18 protein-coding genes and 1 tRNA gene are annotated in these 20384 nt (G+C 64.5%); 13 read left to right on the forward strand and 6 right to left on the reverse strand.

Annotated elements, in window-relative coordinates; translation table 11 throughout:
• Window positions 1-10 precede the first annotated feature (10 nt).
• The 5 genes from GJW30_RS03145 (at window position 11) to GJW30_RS03165 (ending at window position 6882) form a co-directional block, all read left to right on the forward strand.
• Complete coding sequence (locus GJW30_RS03145) at window positions 11-817, forward strand: hypothetical protein (RefSeq protein WP_096358628.1); 807 nt, start codon at window positions 11-13, stop codon at window positions 815-817.
• Window positions 818-909: 92 nt separating this feature from the next.
• A complete protein-coding gene (locus GJW30_RS03150; protein WP_096351534.1) occupies window positions 910-1779 on the forward strand; it encodes an FAD binding domain-containing protein in 870 nt (289 codons plus the stop codon).
• A complete protein-coding gene (locus GJW30_RS03155) occupies window positions 1776-4115 on the forward strand; it encodes a xanthine dehydrogenase family protein molybdopterin-binding subunit (protein WP_096351537.1) in 2340 nt (779 codons plus the stop codon). Before GJW30_RS03150 ends, GJW30_RS03155 begins: the two co-directional genes overlap by 4 nt.
• Entirely contained in the window at window positions 4112-4591 is a 480-nt protein-coding gene (locus GJW30_RS03160) for a (2Fe-2S)-binding protein (RefSeq protein ID WP_096351540.1), read from the forward strand. The genes GJW30_RS03155 and GJW30_RS03160 overlap by 4 nt, the downstream gene beginning before the upstream one ends.
• Window positions 4588-6882, forward strand: a complete 2295-nt coding sequence (locus GJW30_RS03165; RefSeq protein WP_096351543.1) for a xanthine dehydrogenase family protein molybdopterin-binding subunit — start codon at window positions 4588-4590, stop codon at window positions 6880-6882. The genes GJW30_RS03160 and GJW30_RS03165 overlap by 4 nt, the downstream gene beginning before the upstream one ends.
• A gap of 138 nt (window positions 6883-7020) precedes the next feature.
• Here GJW30_RS03165 and GJW30_RS03170 read toward each other — a convergent pair whose 3' ends face one another.
• The gene (locus GJW30_RS03170) at window positions 7021-8715 is read right to left on the reverse strand and encodes a dihydroxy-acid dehydratase (RefSeq protein ID WP_096351546.1); all 1695 of its coding nucleotides are present in this window, start codon (window positions 8713-8715) and stop codon (window positions 7021-7023) included.
• A gap of 276 nt (window positions 8716-8991) precedes the next feature.
• Between GJW30_RS03170 and GJW30_RS03175 the strand changes: the two genes are divergently transcribed.
• Window positions 8992-9828, forward strand: a complete 837-nt coding sequence (locus GJW30_RS03175; protein ID WP_096351549.1) for a TauD/TfdA dioxygenase family protein — start codon at window positions 8992-8994, stop codon at window positions 9826-9828.
• Between the two features lie 177 nt (window positions 9829-10005).
• On the opposite strand, the gene GJW30_RS03180 is transcribed toward GJW30_RS03175, so the two are convergent.
• On the reverse strand, window positions 10006-10944 hold the full coding sequence (locus tag GJW30_RS03180; protein WP_157746676.1) for a Bug family tripartite tricarboxylate transporter substrate binding protein: 939 nt from the start codon (window positions 10942-10944) through the stop codon (window positions 10006-10008).
• A 215-nt stretch (window positions 10945-11159) separates the two neighbouring features.
• On the opposite strand from GJW30_RS03180, the gene GJW30_RS03185 reads away from it, so the two are divergent.
• A complete protein-coding gene (locus GJW30_RS03185; RefSeq protein WP_245408638.1) occupies window positions 11160-12401 on the forward strand; it encodes a GGDEF domain-containing protein in 1242 nt (413 codons plus the stop codon).
• A 36-nt stretch (window positions 12402-12437) separates the two neighbouring features.
• Here the strand turns inward: GJW30_RS03185 and GJW30_RS03190 are convergent.
• Window positions 12438-12512 (reverse strand) — tRNA-Gly (locus tag GJW30_RS03190).
• A gap of 134 nt (window positions 12513-12646) precedes the next feature.
• On the opposite strand from GJW30_RS03190, the gene GJW30_RS03195 reads away from it, so the two are divergent.
• From GJW30_RS03195 to GJW30_RS03220, 6 genes are all read left to right on the forward strand, one after another.
• Window positions 12647-13147 carry a prolyl-tRNA synthetase associated domain-containing protein gene (locus GJW30_RS03195; protein WP_096351555.1) on the forward strand — a complete coding sequence of 167 codons (501 nt, stop codon included), beginning with the start codon at window positions 12647-12649 and terminating at the stop codon, window positions 13145-13147.
• Between the two features lie 106 nt (window positions 13148-13253).
• Window positions 13254-14168 (forward strand): thioredoxin, encoded by a 915-nt coding sequence (gene trxA / locus GJW30_RS03200; protein ID WP_096351558.1) that lies wholly within the window; start codon window positions 13254-13256, stop codon window positions 14166-14168.
• Between the two features lie 128 nt (window positions 14169-14296).
• Window positions 14297-14971 (forward strand): LON peptidase substrate-binding domain-containing protein, encoded by a 675-nt coding sequence (locus tag GJW30_RS03205; protein WP_096351561.1) that lies wholly within the window; start codon window positions 14297-14299, stop codon window positions 14969-14971.
• Window positions 14972-14985: 14 nt separating this feature from the next.
• Window positions 14986-15174 carry a Trm112 family protein gene (locus GJW30_RS03210; protein WP_096351564.1) on the forward strand — a complete coding sequence of 63 codons (189 nt, stop codon included), beginning with the start codon at window positions 14986-14988 and terminating at the stop codon, window positions 15172-15174.
• A gap of 160 nt (window positions 15175-15334) precedes the next feature.
• Window positions 15335-15952 (forward strand): glutathione S-transferase family protein, encoded by a 618-nt coding sequence (locus GJW30_RS03215; protein WP_096351567.1) that lies wholly within the window; start codon window positions 15335-15337, stop codon window positions 15950-15952.
• Window positions 15949-16842: an alpha/beta hydrolase gene (locus GJW30_RS03220; protein WP_096351570.1), complete on the forward strand. Its 894-nt coding sequence runs from the start codon at window positions 15949-15951 to the stop codon at window positions 16840-16842. Before GJW30_RS03215 ends, GJW30_RS03220 begins: the two co-directional genes overlap by 4 nt.
• Here GJW30_RS03220 and GJW30_RS03225 read toward each other — a convergent pair.
• The 3 genes from GJW30_RS03225 to GJW30_RS03235 all read right to left on the reverse strand — a co-directional run bounded on the left by GJW30_RS03225 (window position 16839) and on the right by GJW30_RS03235 (window position 20339).
• Window positions 16839-18059: a ubiquinone biosynthesis hydroxylase gene (locus GJW30_RS03225; RefSeq protein WP_096351573.1), complete on the reverse strand. Its 1221-nt coding sequence runs from the start codon at window positions 18057-18059 to the stop codon at window positions 16839-16841. The genes GJW30_RS03220 and GJW30_RS03225 overlap by 4 nt on opposite strands.
• A 183-nt stretch (window positions 18060-18242) precedes the next feature.
• On the reverse strand, window positions 18243-19211 hold the full coding sequence (locus GJW30_RS03230; protein WP_096351576.1) for a Bug family tripartite tricarboxylate transporter substrate binding protein: 969 nt from the start codon (window positions 19209-19211) through the stop codon (window positions 18243-18245).
• 117 nt (window positions 19212-19328) lie between these two features.
• On the reverse strand, window positions 19329-20339 hold the full coding sequence (locus GJW30_RS03235) for a DUF2125 domain-containing protein (RefSeq protein ID WP_096351579.1): 1011 nt from the start codon (window positions 20337-20339) through the stop codon (window positions 19329-19331).
• Between the last annotated feature and the right edge of the window lie 45 nt (window positions 20340-20384).

Raw genomic sequence — 20384 nt, forward strand, 5'->3', positions numbered from 1 at the left:
TCTGACAATCATGCCGTTGCCGCCGGGCGTCATCGCCGCCGACACCATCACGAAGCTGCCGCCGGAGGCCGACGGCGCCGTGATCCTGTCCGGCTCGCATGGTGGCGTCTACCCGGGCTACCTCGCCGCCAAGGCCAAGGTCCGCGCCGTGATCTTCAACGACGCGGGCGTCGGCCGCGACGAGGCCGGCGTCGGCTCGCTGGCCTATCTCGAAGCGCTCGGCATCGCGGCTGCGACGGTCTCCAACCTCTCCTGCCGCATCGGCGATACCGCCGACATGGTCGCCCGCGGCGTCATCAGCCGGGTCAACGGCTTCGCAGTCGATGTTGACGTTACGGCCGGCATGTCCTGCGCGGAAGCCGCCGGCCTGCTGCGGATGACGCGCCCACGCCACAAGGAGCCGCCGCCGATCGGCGAAGGCCGGACCGAGGCCGCAACCGGCGGCAACCGCCGGATTATCCTCATCGACTCCGCCGCGATGGTGAAGCCGGAGGATGCCGGGCAGATCATCGTCACGGGCTCGCATGGCGGCCTCGTCGGCGGAAATCCCGCGATGGCGCTGCGCACTGAGGGCTTTGCGGCGGTGTTCCACGATGCCGGCATCGGCATCGACGACGCCGGTATCACGCGCTTGTCCGCACTCGACCGGCGCGGCATCGCGGCCTTCACGGTGGCGGGGGGTTCGGCGCGCATCGGCGATGCGAAGTCGATTTTCCAGGATGGCGAGATCAGCGCCGTCAACGAAACGGCGCAGAAACTGGACGCCCATGTCGGCTACCGCGCCTGCGAAGTGCTTGAGCGCTGGGCATCTTTGTGATCGCCTCGCCCTTAGGCAAAGCGCGTTGACACCCTGCCCGGAATTGTTAGCATACAAACAAATATTGCCAGCTTCGGTCCGATGGGAACGCTATGAAGCCAGCCTCTTTCGTCTATCACGCGCCCAAGACGGTCGATGAGGCCGTGGCGCTGCTGGCCGAAACGGCAGCGGACGATGGGCGAATTCTCGCAGGCGGCCAAAGCCTGGTTCCCACGATGGCCTTCCGCATGGCGCGGCCCGGCCACCTCGTCGACATCAACGGCATCGCCGAAATCGCCAAGATCGAGACAACCGCCGACGCCCTCGTCATCGGCGCCGGGGTCCGCCACGCCGCATTCCATCAACCGGTCACCAAAGGACCGCTCGGCAAACTCCTCGCCTTCGTGGTCCGCCACATCGCGCATTACCCGATCCGCCAGCGCGGCACATTCTGCGGCAGCCTCGCGCATGCCGACCCGTCGTCCGAATGGTGCCTCACCGCCGCGACGCTCGGCGCCACGATGGTGGTGCGCAACGCGGACGGCAGCCGCGAGATCGCGGCCGAGGACTTCTTCCAAGGCATCATGACCACCGCGCTGGAGGAAGGCGACATGCTCGTCGCGGCGCGCCTGCCGCTGCTTTCCGCCGACACACACCACGGCTTCTACGAATTCAGCCGCCGCGCCGGCGATTACGCAATGGCGGCGGCACTCACGACCTACCGCATCGAAAACGGCGTGATGACCGGCGTTCGCCTCGGTCTCGGCGGCGCCGAAGCATCACCGCGCCGCATGGCGGAAGCCGAAGCCGAACTCGAAGGCAAAGCGCCGTCGGACAAAGCTTTCCGCGCAGCCGCCGAAGCCGCCGCCGAAGCCATCGATCCGCTCGAAGACCTGCAGGCCGACGCCGCCTTTCGCCGCGATCTCGTCCGCGCCGTCGCGCGCCGCGCGCTCGAACGCGCGTCCGGAGCGAAAGTGGCATGACGGACGCCCCGGTCCATCTCGCCGATGGGCGCTGGGTCGGGCGGTCGCTCCGCCGCGTCGAAGATCCCGCGCTGGTGCGCGGACAGGGCCGCTTCACGGCCGACCTCAAAGCCGACCATTTCGTGCGCTTCGTGCGCTCGCCGCTCGCGTCCGGGCGTATCGTCAAGATCGAAGCGCCTGAGGGCGCGCGCATGTTCACGGCGGCGGATCTTGCCGCCGTGAAGCCGATCCAGCCGATGCTGCACAAATTCAACTATCGCCCGATCGCGCAGCCGATTCTTGCGCGCGATGTCGTGCGCTTCGTCGGCGAGCCAGTCGCCGCGATCCTCGGTAGGACCGACGCCGAAGCCGAAGATTTTGCCGACCAGGTCGAACTCGACATCGAAACGCTCGATGCGCTCGTCACAGCGGACGAAGCGCTCGGCGACAACGCACCACTGGTGCATGACGAAGCGCCCCGTAATGTCATCGTCGAAGGCATCGTGAAGACGCCGGACTTCGACGCAACATGGGCGAAAGCCGCGAAGATCGTGCGCATTGACGCGCGCTCGCGCCGTCAGAACGCAACGCCGATGGAGGCGCGTGCGGGTCACGCGTCGTTCGATCCCTCGACCGGCCGCGTCACGCTCACCTGCACGAGCCAAATGCCGCATCTCTTCCGCACGACGGTGTGCGATGCGCTCGACATGCCGGAGTCGGAACTCCGCGTCATCGCGCCGGATGTCGGCGGCGGCTTCGGGCAGAAGATGTCGGTGTCGCCCGAATACGTGATGCTGGTTTTCCTCGCGCGCCGCCTGCGTACGTCGATTGCTTGGACGGAAGATCGCCGCGAGAATCTCATCGCGAGCTACCACAGCCGCGATCAGCAACTCAGCCTCGAAGGCGCCTTCGACGCGGACGGCAAACTCCTTGCGCTGTCCGGCGATATCGTTGCCAACATCGGCGCCTATTCGTGCTTCCCGACGACATGCGGCGTCGAACCCTTGATGGCGATGGCCGAGCTGCCGGGGCCTTACGATTTCCGGGCTTACGCCTGCCGCTCGCGCGGCGTCGCGACGCATACGTGCCCGATCGCGCCGTATCGCGGCGTTTCGCGCCCGAGCATCACCTTCGTGCTCGAACTATTGATGGACAAGGCCGCATGCGAACTCGGCATCGATCCGGTCGACATCCGCCGCAAGAATCTCATTGCGGCATTTCCCTACACGTCGGCGACCGGCCTCGTCTTCGACGAAGCGAGCTATCGCGAAACGCTGGAGATGGCGGCGAAAGCGATCGATGTCCCGGCCTTCCGCGTCCGCCAGAAGGCCGCGCGCGCCAAGGGGAAATATCTCGGCCTTGGTTTCGGCACCTTCTCGGAACGCACCGGCTACGGCACGCCCGCTTTCGCGGCGCGCGGCATGGGCATCACGCCCGGCTGGGAGCAGGTCGAGATGGCGATGGACCCGTCCGGCTTTGTGGAACTCAAAATCGGCGCGTCCCCACATGGCCAAGGCCTGCGCACGACGTTGTCACAGATTGTCGCCGACCAGCTCGGCATCAACCCGAATCGCATTCGCGTCGTGCACGGCGACACCGACCGCACGCCCTACGGCTTCGGCACATTCGCCAGCCGTTCGCTCGTCATCGCGGGTGGCGCGTCGGTACTCGCGGCGCGCAAAGTGCGCGTAAAGCTGCTGCAGATCGCCGGGCACTTCCTAGAAGCCGCACCCGAAGATATCGTGCTCGAAGACGGCAACGCGAAAGTCGCCGGCACCGATCGCACAATCCCAATTCGCGATCTCGCGCGCGCCGCCTATCACGGCGCGCATCAGTTTCAGAAGGACTTCGTGCCCGGCCTTGCCGAGACCGCGACCTACGATCCGGGCGGCACATTCTCCAACGCCTGCCATGTCGCGATCGTCGAAGTCGACATCGAAACCGGTGGCGTGAAGATCGAGAAATATCTCGTCGCCGAAGACGCAGGCCGCATCATCAACCCGATGATCGCGGACGGCCAGATCCACGGCGGCGTCGCGCAAGGCATCGGCAACGCGCTCTACGAAGAGATCGTCTACGACGAGACCGGCAACATCCTCACGTCGACGCTCGCCGATTTCATGCCGCCGACCGCGCATGAAATCCCGCCGATCGAACTGCACCATCGCGAAACCTATTCGCCCGCGACGATCACGGAAGCCAAAGGTCTCGGCGAAGGCGGCGGCATCGGCGCGCCCGCCGCCATCGTCAACGCGATCAACGATGCGCTCTCGCCTTTCGGCGTGAGCGTCGCCGAAATCCCCGCAACACCGCAACGTATCCGCGCAGCTTTGCGCGCAGCGGAGCAGAGATCATGACCGACAAAGTCGACATCACGCTTGCGGTCAACGGCCGCGACTACGACATCCGCGTCGAGCCGCGCCGCACGCTCGCCGACACATTACGCGACGACTGCGGCCTTACCGGCACGCATCTCGGCTGCGAGCACGGTGTCTGCGGCGCCTGCACGGTCATCGTCGACGGCGCCCCTGTGCGCTCGTGCCTGATGTTCGCCGTGCAGGCGGAAGGCAAAGCCGTGCGGACAGTCGAAGGCCTCGCGAATGGCGACACGCTGCATCCGCTGCAGCAAGCCTTCATGGATCATCACGGCCTGCAATGCGGCTTCTGCACGCCCGGATTCCTAATGCTCGCAACCGGTGTGCTCGAACGCGAACCCGACATCAGCGACGAGGACCTGGTCGACGTCTTGTCGTCCAACCTCTGCCGCTGCACCGGCTATCAGAACATCATCAAGGCAGTCCGCGCCGCGGCCGCCGAGATGCGCGCGAAATGAGCGGACGAAAACCCTTCGTCGGCCGCTCCGTCAAGCGGCTCGAAGATCCGCCGTTGCTGCGCGGCGAAGGGCGTTTCGCCGCCGACGTTTCGTTTCCCAATCAGCTGCATATGCGCGTCGTCCGCTCGCACGTCGCGCATGGCAAACTCAACGTGATCGACACGGCCGAGGCGCGCGCGCTGCCGGGCGTCTTCGCGATCTGGACGTCGGCCGACGTCGCCGAACTGCCGACGATCGGCGTTCGTCTGACTAAGATCGACGGCCTCGAGCCGTATCAACAGCCCGTGCTCGCGGGCGACATGGTGCGCTATGTCGGCGAGCCGATCGCGGTCGTTTTCGCCAACGATCCTTACGTCGCCGAAGACGCCGCCGACATGGTGATGGCCGACATCGACGAGCTTCCGCCGCTGCTCGATGCACGCGCCGCACCCGGCGACTTCTCGTCCGGCCGCGCGACCGAGGTCGTCGTCCTCCGCAAAGGCTTCGGCGATGTCGACGCGGCTTTCGCCAAAGCGCACGCGACCATCGCGCTCGATCTTTCGACCGGCCGCCACTCTGGCGTACCGATGGAAACGCGCGGCGCCATCGCGCGTTACGACGCGGCGCGCGACGTGCTCGAAATGTACGGCGCCGCCAAAGTCCCGCACTGGAATCGCGACACCCTCGCGCGCATGCTCGGCCGCGCGCCCAACGCAACGCATTTGCTCGAAGGTCATGTCGGCGGCGGCTTCGGCGTGCGCGGCGAATTGTATCCCGAAGACGTTCTCGCCTGCTATGCGGCGCTCAAGTTACGTCGCCCCGTAAAATGGATCGAGGATCGCCGCGAAAATCTCATCGCGTGCAATCACTCGCGCCAGCAGCACTACGCGATCAAGGCCGCAATCGATGCGCAAGGAAAAATCCTTGCCATCGACGCGGAGTTCTTTCACGACCAAGGCGCTTACGTGCGCACCCATGGCGCCACCGTGCCGGACCTTTCCGCCGCGATGCTGCCCGGCCCGTACAACGTTCCGGCCTATCGCGTCGCCGGCCACATTCGCCTCACCAACAAAACGCCGTGCGGCACCTATCGCGCGCCCGGCCGCTACGAATCGACCTTCGTGCGCGAGCGCTTGCTTGACGCCATCGCGGCGAAGATCGGCATCGACGGCGCCGAAGTCCGCCGCCGCAATTTGCTCCCGCAAAGCGCGATGCCATATGCGCGTCCCGTCGACACGCTCGGCACCGAAGTCGTTTTCGATTCCGGCGACTACCCACTGCTGCTCGACAAAGCGCTGCAAGGCATGGCCTGGACGGCCGCGCAAGCCGAACTGAAAGCGCGCCGCGCCAAGGGCGAGCACGTCGGCCTCGGCGTGGCGATGTTCGTCGAGAAGAGCGGGCTCGGTCCGTTTGACGGTGTACGCATCAGCGTCGATACGAGCGGCGCGGTCGAAGTCGTCACCGGCGCTGCCTCAGTCGGACAGGGCGTCGAGACCGTGATGGCGCAAATTTGTGCCGATGCGCTTGGCGTCGATTACACGAACATCCGCGTCATTCACGGCCGCACCGACCGCATCGAATTCGGCATGGGAGCTTTCGCCTCGCGCGTCACCGTGATGACCGGCGAAGCGACCAAGCGCGCCGCGACGATCCTCAAAGCCAAGACGCTCGAAATGGCCGCCGAATTGATGCAGGCCTCCGCGGATCAGCTCGACATTGTCGATGGCGACGTGGTGCGCAAGGGCGGCGGCGCCTCGATGCCGATCGGCGAAGTCGCGCGCGCGTTATTGCCGGCATCGCGTATTCGCGGCGACCGCGCGCCGGGCCTCAACGCCGAAGGCTGGTTCCACACCGACCACATGAATTATCCGTATGGCGTTCACGTCGCGCAGGTCCGCGTCGATGCCGAAACCGGCGGTGTCGCGGTCGAGAAATATCTCGTCGCTTACGACATCGGCTGCGCCGTCAATCCGATGCTGGTCGAAGGCCAAATCGTCGGCGGTTTTGCACAAGGCCTCGGCGGCGCGCTCTACGAGGAATTCGCTTACGACGAACGCGGCGAGCCGCTCTCCGTCACCTTCGCGGACTATCTGATGCCGACCGCGCACGAAACGCCGCATGTCGATGTCATCATCTCGGAAGATGCACCGAGCCCGCTCAATTCACTCGGCGTCAAAGGCGCGGGCGAAGGTGGCACCAACGCGGTCGGCGCCGCCATCGCGGCCGCGATCGACGATGCGATCGGCAAGCCCGGCGCTGTGCGCGAACTTCCCGTCACGCCGATGCGCCTGCGCGCGCTGATGAGTGGGTAGCGAACTCCGTAGCCCGGATGCAGCGAGGCGACGCGCTTTTCGCGCGCACGCCGAGCAAAATCCGGGATCAGCATCAGCCGCTAATTCCGCCCCCGGATGTCGCGTCACGCTTCGCGCCGCTCATCCGGGCTACGAAGATTAAGCCTCTTCGCCCCGCAAGAAATCGAAATCCGCGCCTTCGTTCGATTGCATGACGTGGTCGTGGTAGAGCCGTCCATAGCCGCGTTTCGGCTGCGCGAGCGGCTTCCACTCGGCTTTGCGCCGCGCGAGTTCGGCGGGCTCGACCAGAAGGTCGAGCTTGCGCCCCGCCGAATCCAAACGAATGCGATCGCCGTCGCGCACGAGGCCGAGCGGCCCACCGGCCGCTGCTTCCGGCGCGACATGCAACACGACAGTGCCGAAGGCCGTGCCGCTCATGCGCGCGTCCGAAATGCGCACCATGTCTTTGACGCCCTTGGTCGCGAGCTTCTTCGGGATCGGCAGCGCGCCGGATTCCGGCATGCCGGGCGCTCCGATCGGCCCCGCATTCTGCAGCACCAAGACGCTGTCCGGTGTCACATCGAGATTCGGATCGTCGATGCGCTTTTCGAGATCGGCGACCGACGAGAACACGACGGCGGTTCCTTCGTGCTGACACAGCTTCGGCGTCGCCGCCGAGAGTTTGATCACCGCACCATCCGGCGCGAGCGAGCCGCGCAGCACCGCAATCGCATCGCCTTCGACCACCGGGCGATCGAGCGGCCGGATGATCTCGTCGTCGGTCCATGCCGGCCAGCGATCGACGATCTCGCCGAGTGTCTCGCCCGTCACGGTCTTCTGCGAGAGATCGAGATAATCGCGCATGCGCCGCCACAGCGCAGGCACCGAACCCGCCGCATGGAAATGCTCGGCGAAATGCTGCCCGGCCGGCTTGAGATTGATCAGCACCGGCACATCGCGGCCGAGCTGATCGAGTTCGTCGAGGTCGTAACGAATGCCGGCGCGCCCGGCCATCGCGGCAAGATGCACGACGCCGTTCGTCGAACCACTTGTCGCCTGCAGCACCGCAGAAGCGTTGCGGAACGAGGCGGGCGTCAGGAATTCGCTCGGTCGCGGGCTTCCATCTTTCGCCATTGTCACGGCGTGCATGCCGGTCGCGTGCGCGAGGCGCATCCGCTCCGAAGACACCGCCGGGGCGGTCGATGTGCCGGGCAGCGAGAAGCCGAGTGTTTCGGCGATTGCCGCCATCGTCGACGCCGTGCCCATCACCATGCAGGTGCCGGCGGTCGGCATCAGGTGATCGTGCGCGCGATCGAGTTCGACCTGATCGATCTCGCCGGCGCGGAACGAGCCCCACAGGCGGCGGCAGTCCGTGCAGGCGCCGAGCACGCGGCCCTCGTGGTGACCGGCGAGCATCGGCCCGACCGGAATGATCATCGTCGGCATGTCGGCCGAAATCGCGCCCATGATCTCGGCCGGAATCGTCTTGTCGCAGCCGCCGATAAGCACTGCGGCATCGAGCGGCAGCGCCTTGAGCATCTCCTCGGTGTCCATCGACATGAGGTTCCGCAGCAGCATCGAATTCGGATACGAGAAGCTCTCGTGGATCGAGATGGTCGGGAAGACGAACGGCAGGCCACCGGCTTCACGCACGCCGGCCGCGATGCGGTCCGCGAGTTGGCCTGCGGTGGCGTGGCACGGGTTGAAATCGGACGCCGTCGAAAGAATGCCGACGATCGGCTTGTCGAGCGCAGCATCGGTATAACCCGCGCCCTTAAGGAAGCCGCGCCGGAGGAAGAAGGCAAACTCTTCGTCGCCGTACTTCGAGAGCCGCGACCGTAATCCACGCTTCATGTTCGTTTCCTCAGAATCCCTGTCGTCATCCCGGCCGAGCGAAGCTTGCGCAGCAAGCTGCGAGAGCCGGGATCCATAACCCCTGCGCTATCGCGAGTTTCCGGGAGTATGGATCCCGGACCGGCTCACTACGTTCACCGTCCGGGATGACCGCGACATTCGAGGTATCGGCCTCCAACTGTCAACCGCGCGTCTGTTACGCCGGGCGGACTATCTCGCGCCTTGCCGGGAAGCACCGAGAGCGAGATAATCGCCACAACAAGAAACGAGGAAACGATGAGCAACGCAATCGACGTCCGCCCCATCGCCGGCAACATCGGCGCCGAGATCCACGGCATCGACCTTTCGGGCGATGTCGGCGAACGCGACATCGCGGCGATCCGCAAAGCCTGGCTCGATCACTGCGTGATCTTCTTCCGCAATCAGGTACTGCCGCCCGCGCAATTCCTCGCCTTCGCGAAGAAATTCGGCGATGTGGTCGAGTATCCCTTCATCAAAGGCATCGAGGGCTTTCCGGAAATCATCCCGGTGGTGAAGCTGGAACACGAGAAATCGAATTTCGGCGGCGTCTGGCACTCCGATACGTCGTATCTCGAGAAGCCGCCGATGGCGACGATGCTGATCGCGCGCGAAGTCCCGCCCTTCGGCGGCGACACGTTGTTCGCCAACGGCTACATGGCTTACGAAACGCTGTCGGACGGCATGAAGCGTTTGCTCGACGGCCTCATCGCCGTGAACACGTCCGCGATGGCCGACGTTTCGAAAACGCGCGAAGACCGCGTCAAGGACATGAAGCGCGACGACGCACGCCAGGAATATGTCGGCGAGCATCCCGTCGTCCGCACGCATCCGGAAACCGGCCGCAAGGCGCTGTACCTCAACGTCGCGCACACATCGCACTTCCGCGACATGACGCCGGAGGAATCACGGCCGATCATCAATTTCCTGGTACAGCATCAGACGAAGCCGGAATTCACTTGCCGCTTCGCCTGGGGCGTCGGCTCGATCGCCTTTTGGGACAACCGCTGCGCGTTGCATAACCCGGTCAACGATTATCACGGCTACAAGCGCGCGATGCACCGCGTCACGCTCGCGGGCGACAAACCGCATTGATGTCCGAGGTGGTCGCTTGGGGCACCGTCCTTCTCCCGCTTGCGGGAGAAGGTGGCGAGCGGCGCGAAGCGAACCGCGAGCCGGATGAGGGGAGCTTCGAGCGTTGGCGTCGGCCGCCTGCCCTCACCCCAACCCTCTCCCGCAAGCGGGAGAGGGAGCGCACACGCCGTGCGCCGCTTACTTCGCCAACCCGGCCTTCTGCAGCGCTTCGAGATTCCGCGCCGAATCCGCCTCGAACAGCTTGCGGAATTCCTCGCCCGGCATGTAACGCGGCGTCGCGTTGAGCCTCTCGACCATCGCCTTGTATTCGGCATTCGCGGTCGCATCCGCGCACGCCTTTTCCAGCGTCGCGACGACCGGCGCCGGCGTGTCCTTGTGCACGATCAATCCACCGGCCGTGAAGCCGACCGCCGGATAGCCGAGTTCCTTCAGCGTCGGCACGTCCGGCAGCGACGGGATGCGCTCCTCCGACACTGCCGCGAGAATCTTGAGGTTGCTGGCTTGCGCGACCGCCGGCGTCTCCACGATCGCCATCACGACGTCGGAGAGCATCGCCTGCGCCATCGGGCCGGCGCCCTGGAACGGAACGCCGAGACCATCGACGCCGAGCGCGCCGAGCACCGCCAGCATGCCGAGATGCGGCTGGCTGCCCGGGCCCGGATGGCCGTAAACGAGATTCTGCGGCTTTGCCTTGGCGAAGGCGATCATCTCCTGCGCATTCTTGAACGGCGCATTCGGCGCCGCCATCAGCACGTAAGGTGCGTAATAGGTGAGGCAGATGTAGCGGAAGCTGCCCATCGACCAGACCGGCTTCTGAATATGCGGCTGCGCCGTGACCGGGTTGTTCGGCGTGAGCGCCATCGTGTAGCCGTCCGGCTCGTTGCGCACGATATCCATAATGCCGAGCGTGCCGGACGCGCCGCCCTTATTCACCGCCACGACGGTCTGGTTGAGCGTCTTGCGCAATGCCTCCTGCAGCGCGCGTCCCATCAGGTCGGTATTTCCGCCCGGCGGAAACGGAATGACGAGATTGATCGGCCGGCTCGGATATTGCTGCGCCATTGCGGGCACGAGCCCGGCCAGCAAGGTCAGTCCAATGGCAAAAGCGCGCAGCATTATTCCCTCCGGTTGTTGTTGCCCGCATATGCGCCGCGAACGCATCCCATCGTCAAGTGCCGCAACTCGGCCCAACCCATGACGTTTTGGTTAAAAGTCCCTCACCGCAGTAACAGACTAACAACCCTCCCGGATGAATACCGGCGGTTGTAAACCTCCGTAAGAACCCGAGCGCGTTATCGTCCGTATGTTCGTTTGCGTACGGAGATTCCAAGATGATGTTGGCGCCGAATGCCGTTTTTGAGCCCGATACCGAGAGCGCGCGCCTCGAGGCTCTCGAGCGCTACGACATCTTGGATTCGGTTCCGGAAGAGTCGTTCGACCGCGTGACCAGGCTGGTCCAGCGCCTCTTCGGCGTGCCGATTTCCAACATCACCTTCATCGACGGCCACCGGCAGTATTTCAAATCCAGCGCCGGGATGGTCTGCGACGATACCGACCGCGGCCCCGCGCTCTGCTACGCCGCAATCCGCGCCGACGCGCCGCTCGTCTTGCCGGACACGCTGAAGGATCCGCGCTTTGCCGACAACCAATTCGTCATCGGCGAGCCGCATGTGCGCTTCTATGCCGGCGCGCCGCTGCGCAGCGACGACGGCTACCCGATCGGCACGCTCTGCGCGATCGACACCAAGCCGCGTGATTTCAGCGAGGCCGATCTCGCGACGCTGAAGGATCTTGCGCAGATCGTCGAGAGCGAGCTCAACCTGCGCCGGCTCGCATCGACGGATTCTCTCACCGGCTTGCTCTCCCGCCGCAGCTTCCACTCGGAAGCCAACCGCATCATCAATCTCGGCCAGCGCTACGGCACACGCGCGGCCTGCATCGCGATCGACCTCGATCACTTCAAGTCGATCAACGATCGCTTCGGCCACGCGAAGGGCGACGAAGTCCTGCGCCGCACCACGCAGGCCTGCGCGAAAGCATTACGCAAGGCCGACATCCTTGGCCGGATCGGCGGCGAGGAATTCGCCGTCATGCTGCCGCACACCGATCCGGAAGCGAGCCGCGAGGTTGTCGAAAAGCTGCGCGCCGCAATCGCCAACGTGATGTTCGACTATGAGGACGAGCCGTTCACCGTGACGGCGAGCTTCGGCCTCGCGCAGTTCGATCGCTCCGTGAAGGACATCGACGAATTGCTGCGCCGCGCCGACATCGCGCTCTACGAGGCGAAGAAGGCCGGCCGCAACTGCTACGTCGAATGGCAGAAGCCCACCGAAGGTCCGGCGCCGAGCATTCCACGCCGCGTGCTGAAAGCCGGCCAGATCTCATTCAACGCCGGCAATTCGACGATCGACTGCACGGTCCGTCAGCTGTCGGACACAGGCGCGCGCATCGAAGTGTTCGATTCGGTCGGGGTGCCGCAACAATTCAAGCTGCGCATCCCGGGCGACAGCTTTTCCAAGTCGTGCAGCATCGTGAACCGCGAAAGCCGCAGCCTCGACGTCGCCTTCGCGTGATGTGAGGAAAACGCGCGGCCAAGCCGCGCAAACCATTGGAGCGGGCGAAGGGATTCGAACCCTCGACCCCGACCTTGGCAAGGTCGTGCTCTACCCCTGAGCTACACCCGCATCCGTGGGATAACGTGACCCCTTGGGGTCGCGTGCCGCACCCTATGCCAAATGCGCCGCCGCATTGCAACAGCCCGTGTGCCGTGTTTTTTGCTGAATCGTCATAGAGGCCCGGAATTTCCCGAACGACGCTGATGAAAACACCCGCCGATTTGTTCGCCTTCCTCGATTCGCACGCAATCCCCCACACGACGATCGAGCATCCAGCCGTTTTCACGGTCGAGGAGTCGAAATCGCTGCGCGGCACGATTCCCGGCAGCCATACGAAGAATTTGTTCCTCAAGGACAAGAAGGGCGCTCTTTTCCTGATGGTCGCGCAGGAAGACACCGTGATCCCGCTGAAAAGCCTTCACACGCTCGTCGGCGCCTCCGGCCGCTTCTCATTCGGCTCGGCCGACCTCCTGCGCGAGGTTTGGGGCGTCGAACCGGGCTCCGTCACCCCGTTCGGGGCGATCAACGACACCGAATGCCGGGTCAACGTGCTGCTCGACGCCGCGATGCTGCGCAACGAACCTCTGAACTACCATCCACTGCAGAACACGATGACCACCTCGGTCAGCCGAGACGGCCTGATGCGGTTCTTCGCCGCCACCGGCCATGCACCGCGCATTCTGGACTTCGAGGCTGCCGTTTGAGGCCGTTGCATTCGGTCGCGCTCTGGCCCATCTAATTGGCAGGGAATTCCTTTTCCGAGAGATTTCGGCCTGCGCGTGGCGCGGCCCAGTGTTCCGAGGACGTTCAATGAGCCTTCTGCAATCCGACGGCGCAGCCCCGCCAGCGCCCGTAGGCGATCTGATCAAAGAGACGACGACGCAGACCTTTGTGGCCGACGTCATCGAGGCGTCGAAGCAGCAGCCCGTGATGGTCGACTTCTGGGCCGAGTGGTGCGGCCCCTGCAAGCAGCTCACGCCCGTGATCGAGAAGGTGGTGAAAGCCGCCAAGGGCAAGGTGAAGCTGGTCAAGATGAACATCGACCATCACCCGCAGATCTCGCAGCAGATGGGCATTCAGTCGATCCCGGCCGTCATCGCATTCGTCAACGGCCAGCCGATCGACGGCTTCATGGGTGCGCTGCCGGAAGGTCAGGTCACGCAATTCGTCGAGCGCCTCATCAAGGATCGCGTCGGCGGCGAGGAGCAGGATCTGCTCGCGGCTGCAGAAGCCGCGCTGGTGGGAGGCGACGCCGGCCAAGCTGCCGAGATCTTCGCGGCCCTGCTGGAAGCCGAACCCGACAATCTCATCGCGCTCGCGGGCCTCACGCGTTGCTACGTCGCGCTCGGCGCGATCGATCAGGCCAAGCAGACGCTCGCGCTGGTTCCTCCGGCCAAGCAAAACGATCCGGTGGTCGCCGCCGCGCGCGCCGCGATCGACGTCGCCGAACAGGCGAACAGCGTCGGCCCGATCACCGAACTCGAACAGAAGGTCGCGGCCGATCCGCTCGACCATCAGGCGCGTTTCGATCTCGCCATCGCGCTCAACGGACAAAACAAGCGCGAAGAAGCGCTCGAACATCTGATTGCGATCGTGAAGCGCGACCGCAAATGGAACGACGACGGAGCGCGCAAGCAGCTCGTCCAGTTTTTTGAAGCCTGGGGACCGATGGACGAAGCGACGGTTTTGGGCCGCCGCAAGTTGTCGTCGATCCTGTTTTCGTAGAAGCATTTTCAAGTGAAGTGGACACCGGTTCACGTCAAGAAAATGCGACCGCTGAAAGAACCGAGAGCCCACGCTTTGATATTATCAAAGCGTGATCGGCTCGAAGGCAATCGCCGGGAGGGAACGGCATGCCGATGAACGCCGTCTATCGCGGGCCAGCCGACCTGCCGCAGGTGATCCCTGTCTTTCCGCTCGCCGGGGCCTTGCTGCTCCCGCGCGGACAAATGCCGCTCAACATCTTCGAGCCGCGCTATCTCGCGATGATCGACGATGCGCTGACTGACCGGCATCGCCTGATCGGCATGATACAGCCGGACCAGACGCAAGGCCACGATAACGATCACCCGACGCTGTTCCGTGTCGGCTGCGTCGGCCGCATCACGCAGCTCGCCGAGTCGGGCGATGGCCGTTACGTGCTGCAACTCACCGGTATCGCGCGTTTCCGCGTCGAAGAAGAACTCTCCGTCTCGACGCCCTATCGTCAATGCCGCGTGACGTTCTCGCCTTACGCGATCGACTTCAAGGCGCGTCACGGCGAAGAGGGTGTCGATCGCAAAGCCGTGGTCGATGTGCTGACCGCCTTCCTCAAAGCCAAGAAGCTCAAGGCCGATTGGGACGGGATCAACAACGCGCCTAATGAAGCGCTCGTCAACGCGCTCGCGATGATGTCGCCGTACGGCGTCGCCGAGAAGCAGGCACTGCTCGAAGCTTTGGACCTCAAGACACGCGCCGAAATTCTTGTCGCCATCACGGAAATGGAACTGGCGAAGAGCGACGATTCGGGCGAAACACCGCTGCAATAATTCGGAGAGGAAACGTGAGCGAAGCCGAACACACCGTCGATCCGAAACTGCTCGAGCTTCTCGTTTGTCCGCTGACCAAGTCGACGCTCGAATACGACGCCGCGAAGCAGGAACTCATCTCGCGTGCCGCCAAGCTCGCGTATCCGATCCGCGATGGAATTCCGATCATGCTGCCCGAAGAAGCACGGCAGATCGAAGGGTAACAAAGCCGTCGTCCTCGAAACCGCCGAAGGCGGTTGTCGGGGACCCATACTCACTGCTCACCAATGCAGCGCAGGGCGTATGGATTCCGGCCTTCGCCGCCGCGCTTCGCGCTATCGGCTCAGCCGAAATGACCAAGAAACGAGAACGAGGGAAGTTGGAATGCTGAAAATCTGGGGGCGAAACACATCGTCGAACGTGCAGATGGCGATGTGGGCGGTCGGCGAGCTCGGCCTGCCGCATCAGCGCATCGACATCGGCGGCCCGTTCGGCACAACGCCCGAATATCAGAAGATGAATCCGAATCTCGTCGTGCCGACGCTCGAGGAAGACGACGGCTTCATCCTGTGGGAATCGAAATCGATCATCCGCTACCTCGCCGAAAAGCATAACGGCGCGATCCTGCCGAAGGACGTTCGCCAGCGCGCTCGTGCGAGCCAGTGGATGGATTGGCAGCTCTCCGTGCAGGGCCCCGCGATCACGCCGGTTTTCTGGGGCCTCGTGCGCACGCCGCCGGAGAAGCGCGACCCCGTCGCGATCGACGCTGCGAAGAAGAAGATCACGGCCGCGATGAACATCCTCAACGATGCGCTCGGCAAGACCGAGTTCGTAGCCGGCTCGGATTTCTCCTACGGCGACATTCCGGTCGGCGTACAGGCCTATCGTTACTATCGCTTGCTCGACGATCGTCCGGCCCAGCCGAACCTCGACCGCTGGTACGCCGCCATCTCGTCGCGTCCCGCGTTCAAGGAGCAAGTCGCGGCGGTGCCGTTCGTATGACGCAGGCGATCGTCGAAGAGCCGTGGGCCTGTGAGCATCTTTCCGGCACGTTGACGCGGCCGCAGGGTGACATCGAACGTAGCCCGATCGCACTCATCATCGCGGGCTCCGGTCCGACACCGCGCGATGGTCCGTTCGGCCTCTATCGCGAAATCTCCGCTTCGCTCGCGCGCGCCGGCATTCCGTCCGTCCGCTACGACAAGCGCGGCATCGGCCAGAGCAAGCTGGTGGTCGGCGGCGAAGCCGAACTCACATTCGAACATTTCGTTGCCGACGCAACGCTCGCGGCACAGAGCCTCGCGGCACGCGACGACGTTTCTTACGTTTACATCATCGGCCATAGCGAAGGCGCGCTGATCGCAACGCTGGTTGCGCAACGCATGAAGCTCGGCGGCATCGCGCTTCTCGCTGCGGCAGGACGCAAGCTCGACGTCGTTCTCCACCAGCAACTCACCGATCAGCCGCTGCCGCCCGAGCAAGAAACGCTGCGTCAGCAGGCGCTGAAATTCCTCGCGCGTCTCAGCGCCGGCAAGCGTATCGAGAAGGTGCCGCCGGAGCAGAACGGTTTGTTCCGCCCATCCGTGCAGCCGTTCCTGCTGTCGCTCTTCGCAATCGATCCGGTCGCCGAGCTCAAGAAGCTGAAGCTGCCGATCCTGTTGGTACGCGGAAAGAGCGATATCCAGGTCAGCGCCGACGATCTTCAAGTGCTAAGCGACGCAGCCCCGGACGCACGCGTCGTATCGCTGCCGCGCATCAATCACATCTTCCAGGACGCGCCCGAGGATCTTGCGGATCGCCAAGCGCAGATGGCGTCGTATCAGGCCGGCGGTTCATTCTCGCCCGAGATGATCCGCGCCATCGTGACCTTCATCAAAGGCACCAGCGTTTAGATCGCTTCGCCGCGCAGCAGTTTCGGCACGTCGCCCGTGAGGCCGGCAGCCTCGCGGATGAACATCGTCTTCAACGCCGGCAGCCGATCGACGACACCGAGGCCGAAGTCGCGCACGGCTTTGAGCACATCCGAGTTGTTCGAGAACAGCCGGTTGAGGCTGTCGGTCGCGGCGCCCATCGCGAGCGAATCGAAACGCCGCCAGCGCTGATAGCGCTCCAGCACCGTCGCGCCGCCGACATCGAGACCAAGCCGCGCCGCATCCGCGATTGCTTCCGCCAGCGCCGCCGCATCACGCAGGCCCATGTTGAGCCCTTGGCCCGCGATCGGGTGAATAACATGCGCGGCATCGCCGATCAGCGCGATGCGCTCGGCGATGAACGAGCGCGCGAGCGCAAAGCCGAGCGGAAACGCGCGCCGCGGCCCCGCCAGCGTGATGTCGCCAAGTTCGAGCCCGAAGCGCTTCTCGAACTCCGCCAGGAATTCCGCGTCCGGCAACGCGACGATCCGCGCAGCCTCGCGGCTCTCCTCCGTCCACACGATCGATGCGCGATTGTTCTTCAGCGGCAGCGTCGCGAACGGACCAGCGGGCAGAAAATGCTCCAGCGCGCGGCCTTCGTGATCGCGCTCATGCGCAATCGTCGTGACGATACCGGATTGCGGATACGACCATTGAACGCACGCGATGCCCGCACGCTCGCGGATACGCGACTGTGCGCCATCCGCCGCAACCAGCAACCGCGTCGTGCTCGATGTCCCGTCCGCGAAGGAGACACGTACGCCGGCGACGACGGTCTCGTTCGTCTCGACCGCTGTCGGCAACAACGTCACGCCGAGCGCCCGTGCTTTCGCAATGAGAGATGCCGTAAGCTGCGGGTTCTCGACCATGTGAGCGAACGGCTCGCCCTCTTCGATTTCGCCCGCGAAGGTCAGAAACGTCGGCCGCACCGCATCGCCGAGGCGGCTGTCGGTGACTGCCATGTCGAGGATCGGCTGGGCATCCGCCGCAACGTCGTCCCAAACGCCGAGCGCATCGAGCATCCGCCGCGCCGACGCCGCGATGGCGGACGCACGCGGATCGCGGCTCTCACGCGCGAGCGCTGGATCCGCCACCGTAACGGCGAATGTTTCGCCGAGACTCTGCCGCAACGCGATGGCGAGCGCGAGGCCGGGAAATCCGGCACCCGCGATCAGTACGTCGGTGCGCGAAGTTGTCATCGATACATCTCGATGGACGAAGACAGAGCGGCAGACTCAGCGCGTTCCCTCCCCCCTTGCGGGGGAGGGCTAGGGAGGGGGGTGTTTGGTGAGCACTGCAATCGAGGCTCACCCCCCTCTCTGTCTCTCCCCCGCAAGGGGGGAGAGAACGCTAGAAGCGATCTGCCCTCGTCCAGTTGCAAATCAGTCCACCTGCGAACCGCTCGCCTTGATCGGCGCGGCCCACTTCTCGATCTCGCTCTTCACGAAGCTCGCGAGCGCTTCCGGCGAACGGCGATCCTTCGGCACCAGCACGGCACCGAGCGCGGTGAGGCGATCCTTCACGTCCGGTGCATCCATCGCCTGGCTCATCGCGTCGTTGAGCTTCTTGATGACATCCGGCGGCGTGCCCTTCGGCGCGAACAGCGCGTTCCACGTATAGGCTTCGACATTGAGACCTTGCTCGATTGCGGTCGGCACATTCGGCAGAACGCTCGAACGCTCCTTCGTCATCATCGCGAGCGCCTTAACGGTGCCGCCGTCAACCTGCGGCTTCGCCGTCGTCACGATCTCGCAGAGGAAGTCTATGCGGCCGCCCTGCAGGTCGGTCATCGCCGGACCCGTGCCGCGATACGGCACGTGGACGATCTTCGTGCCCATCGCGCTGTCGAGCACGACGCAGCCGAGATGCGTCGCCGAACCGGCGCCGGCCGAACCGTAGGTCATCGAACCTTGGTTCTTCTTCGCATACTCGACGAATTCCTTGAACGAGTTGACCGGCAGATCCTTCTTCACCAGCAGCATGATCGGCACTTCGGCGATCAGACCGACCGGCGCAAAATCGTTCGCCGAATCGTAAGCCGGTTTCTTGTAGAGCGTCTGGTTCTGCGCATGCGTGCCGACGGTGCCGAGCACGATCTGATAGCCGTCCGGCGCCGCGGATTTCACGCGCGACGACCCCGTCATGCCGCCGGCGCCGCCGACGTTCTCGACGACCATCTGCTGGCCGAGGATCGTCCCCATGCGTTCGGCGATCACGCGCCCGAGCACGTCCGTCGGCCCCCCAGCCGCGAACGGGATGACGAAGGTGATCGGCTTGTTCGGATAACCCTGCGCCGAAGCAGTTGCGACCGATAGCGCCGTCAGTCCGGCGATCAACAGGCTTTTGAGCATACGTTCTCCCTTAAGAGCTTGTTCTCATTCAGAGACTGCCATTCCTATCCCATCAGATAGGCTTTGCGGCAAGACACGACAAAGCGTTAGCAATAACGCTTCCGGCACTCGATCCGTTCAGAACAGCGGCCCGACCCGGCCGACCGGCACGGGCCCGAACAGGATCCGCCCGTCGCGGAAGGACAGCGGCACCGCGACCGCCTTCTTCCCGTCGATGTCGCTCCGCGCCAGCATGTTCAGCGCCGTGATCACGGGCCGAGACTCGCTGGACGCAAAGAACAATCCGGCGATTTGCTCCAGACCGGCGACGCGCAAATTCACGGTTCCGTCGAGCCGGCCCTGCGGCGTCAGACCGAGATCGCCTTGCCCGACCGCGACCGCATCGCCGAGCGTGATGCGTGACCGCGTCAACTCGACGCGCCCCGCATTGCCCTGCCATTCGCGCAAGCGCGCCGGCCACGGCTTCGGCCGCAGATCCTTCAGACCGCGCAAAACGCCGACCAATTCGCCGGTCAATGGCCGGCCAGTCAGTGCCGGCGCGGCCGAAGTGAGAGTGTCGACATTCAACGCCAGGTCGAAAATCGGATCGGCCGCGTTCTCCTGCCGCTTTGCGTGAAACTGAAAACCCTTGGCCTCCATCAGCGCATCGGGCCGGTTCGGGAGCGCTAACTTCGGCGCGGTGACGACCAGCGACAATCGCTGTGGCGCCGACGGGCGGCCGCGCGCGCTCGCCTGCAGCATCGTCCATGATGCGACATAGTCGATGCCGGTCGCCGGTTGCTTGACCGTCATCGGCCCGGTCGCTTCGAGGATCACGAGATCCGGTGTGTAGATCTGCGCCAGCGCCAACAACTTCGGCGCTGCAAGCGTCACCGGCCCCTCGTCATTCGCGAACGTAATTTTGAGGTCCGTGCACGTAACCTCGATGCGGAATGGATAGCCGGCTGTCTTGCGCTGGCCGCAGTGATACTGACGGCCCAGCACGGCCTCGCGCGCCATCCATGCGGCCAGCATCGTGTCGGCCCTCTGCGCGGCGTAAAACCACACGGCGGTCCAGCCGGCCGCGAGGACGGCGAGAGCAACGAACGGTGCATACAACCAGAAACGGCTGCGGCGGCCCTCACTCATCGAAATGATTCCTGCATGGCTGCCAGCCTTTTACACGCCGCGTCG

The sequence above is a fragment of the Variibacter gotjawalensis genome (genome assembly GCF_002355335.1).
Classification (GTDB): domain Bacteria; phylum Pseudomonadota; class Alphaproteobacteria; order Rhizobiales; family Xanthobacteraceae; genus Variibacter; species Variibacter gotjawalensis.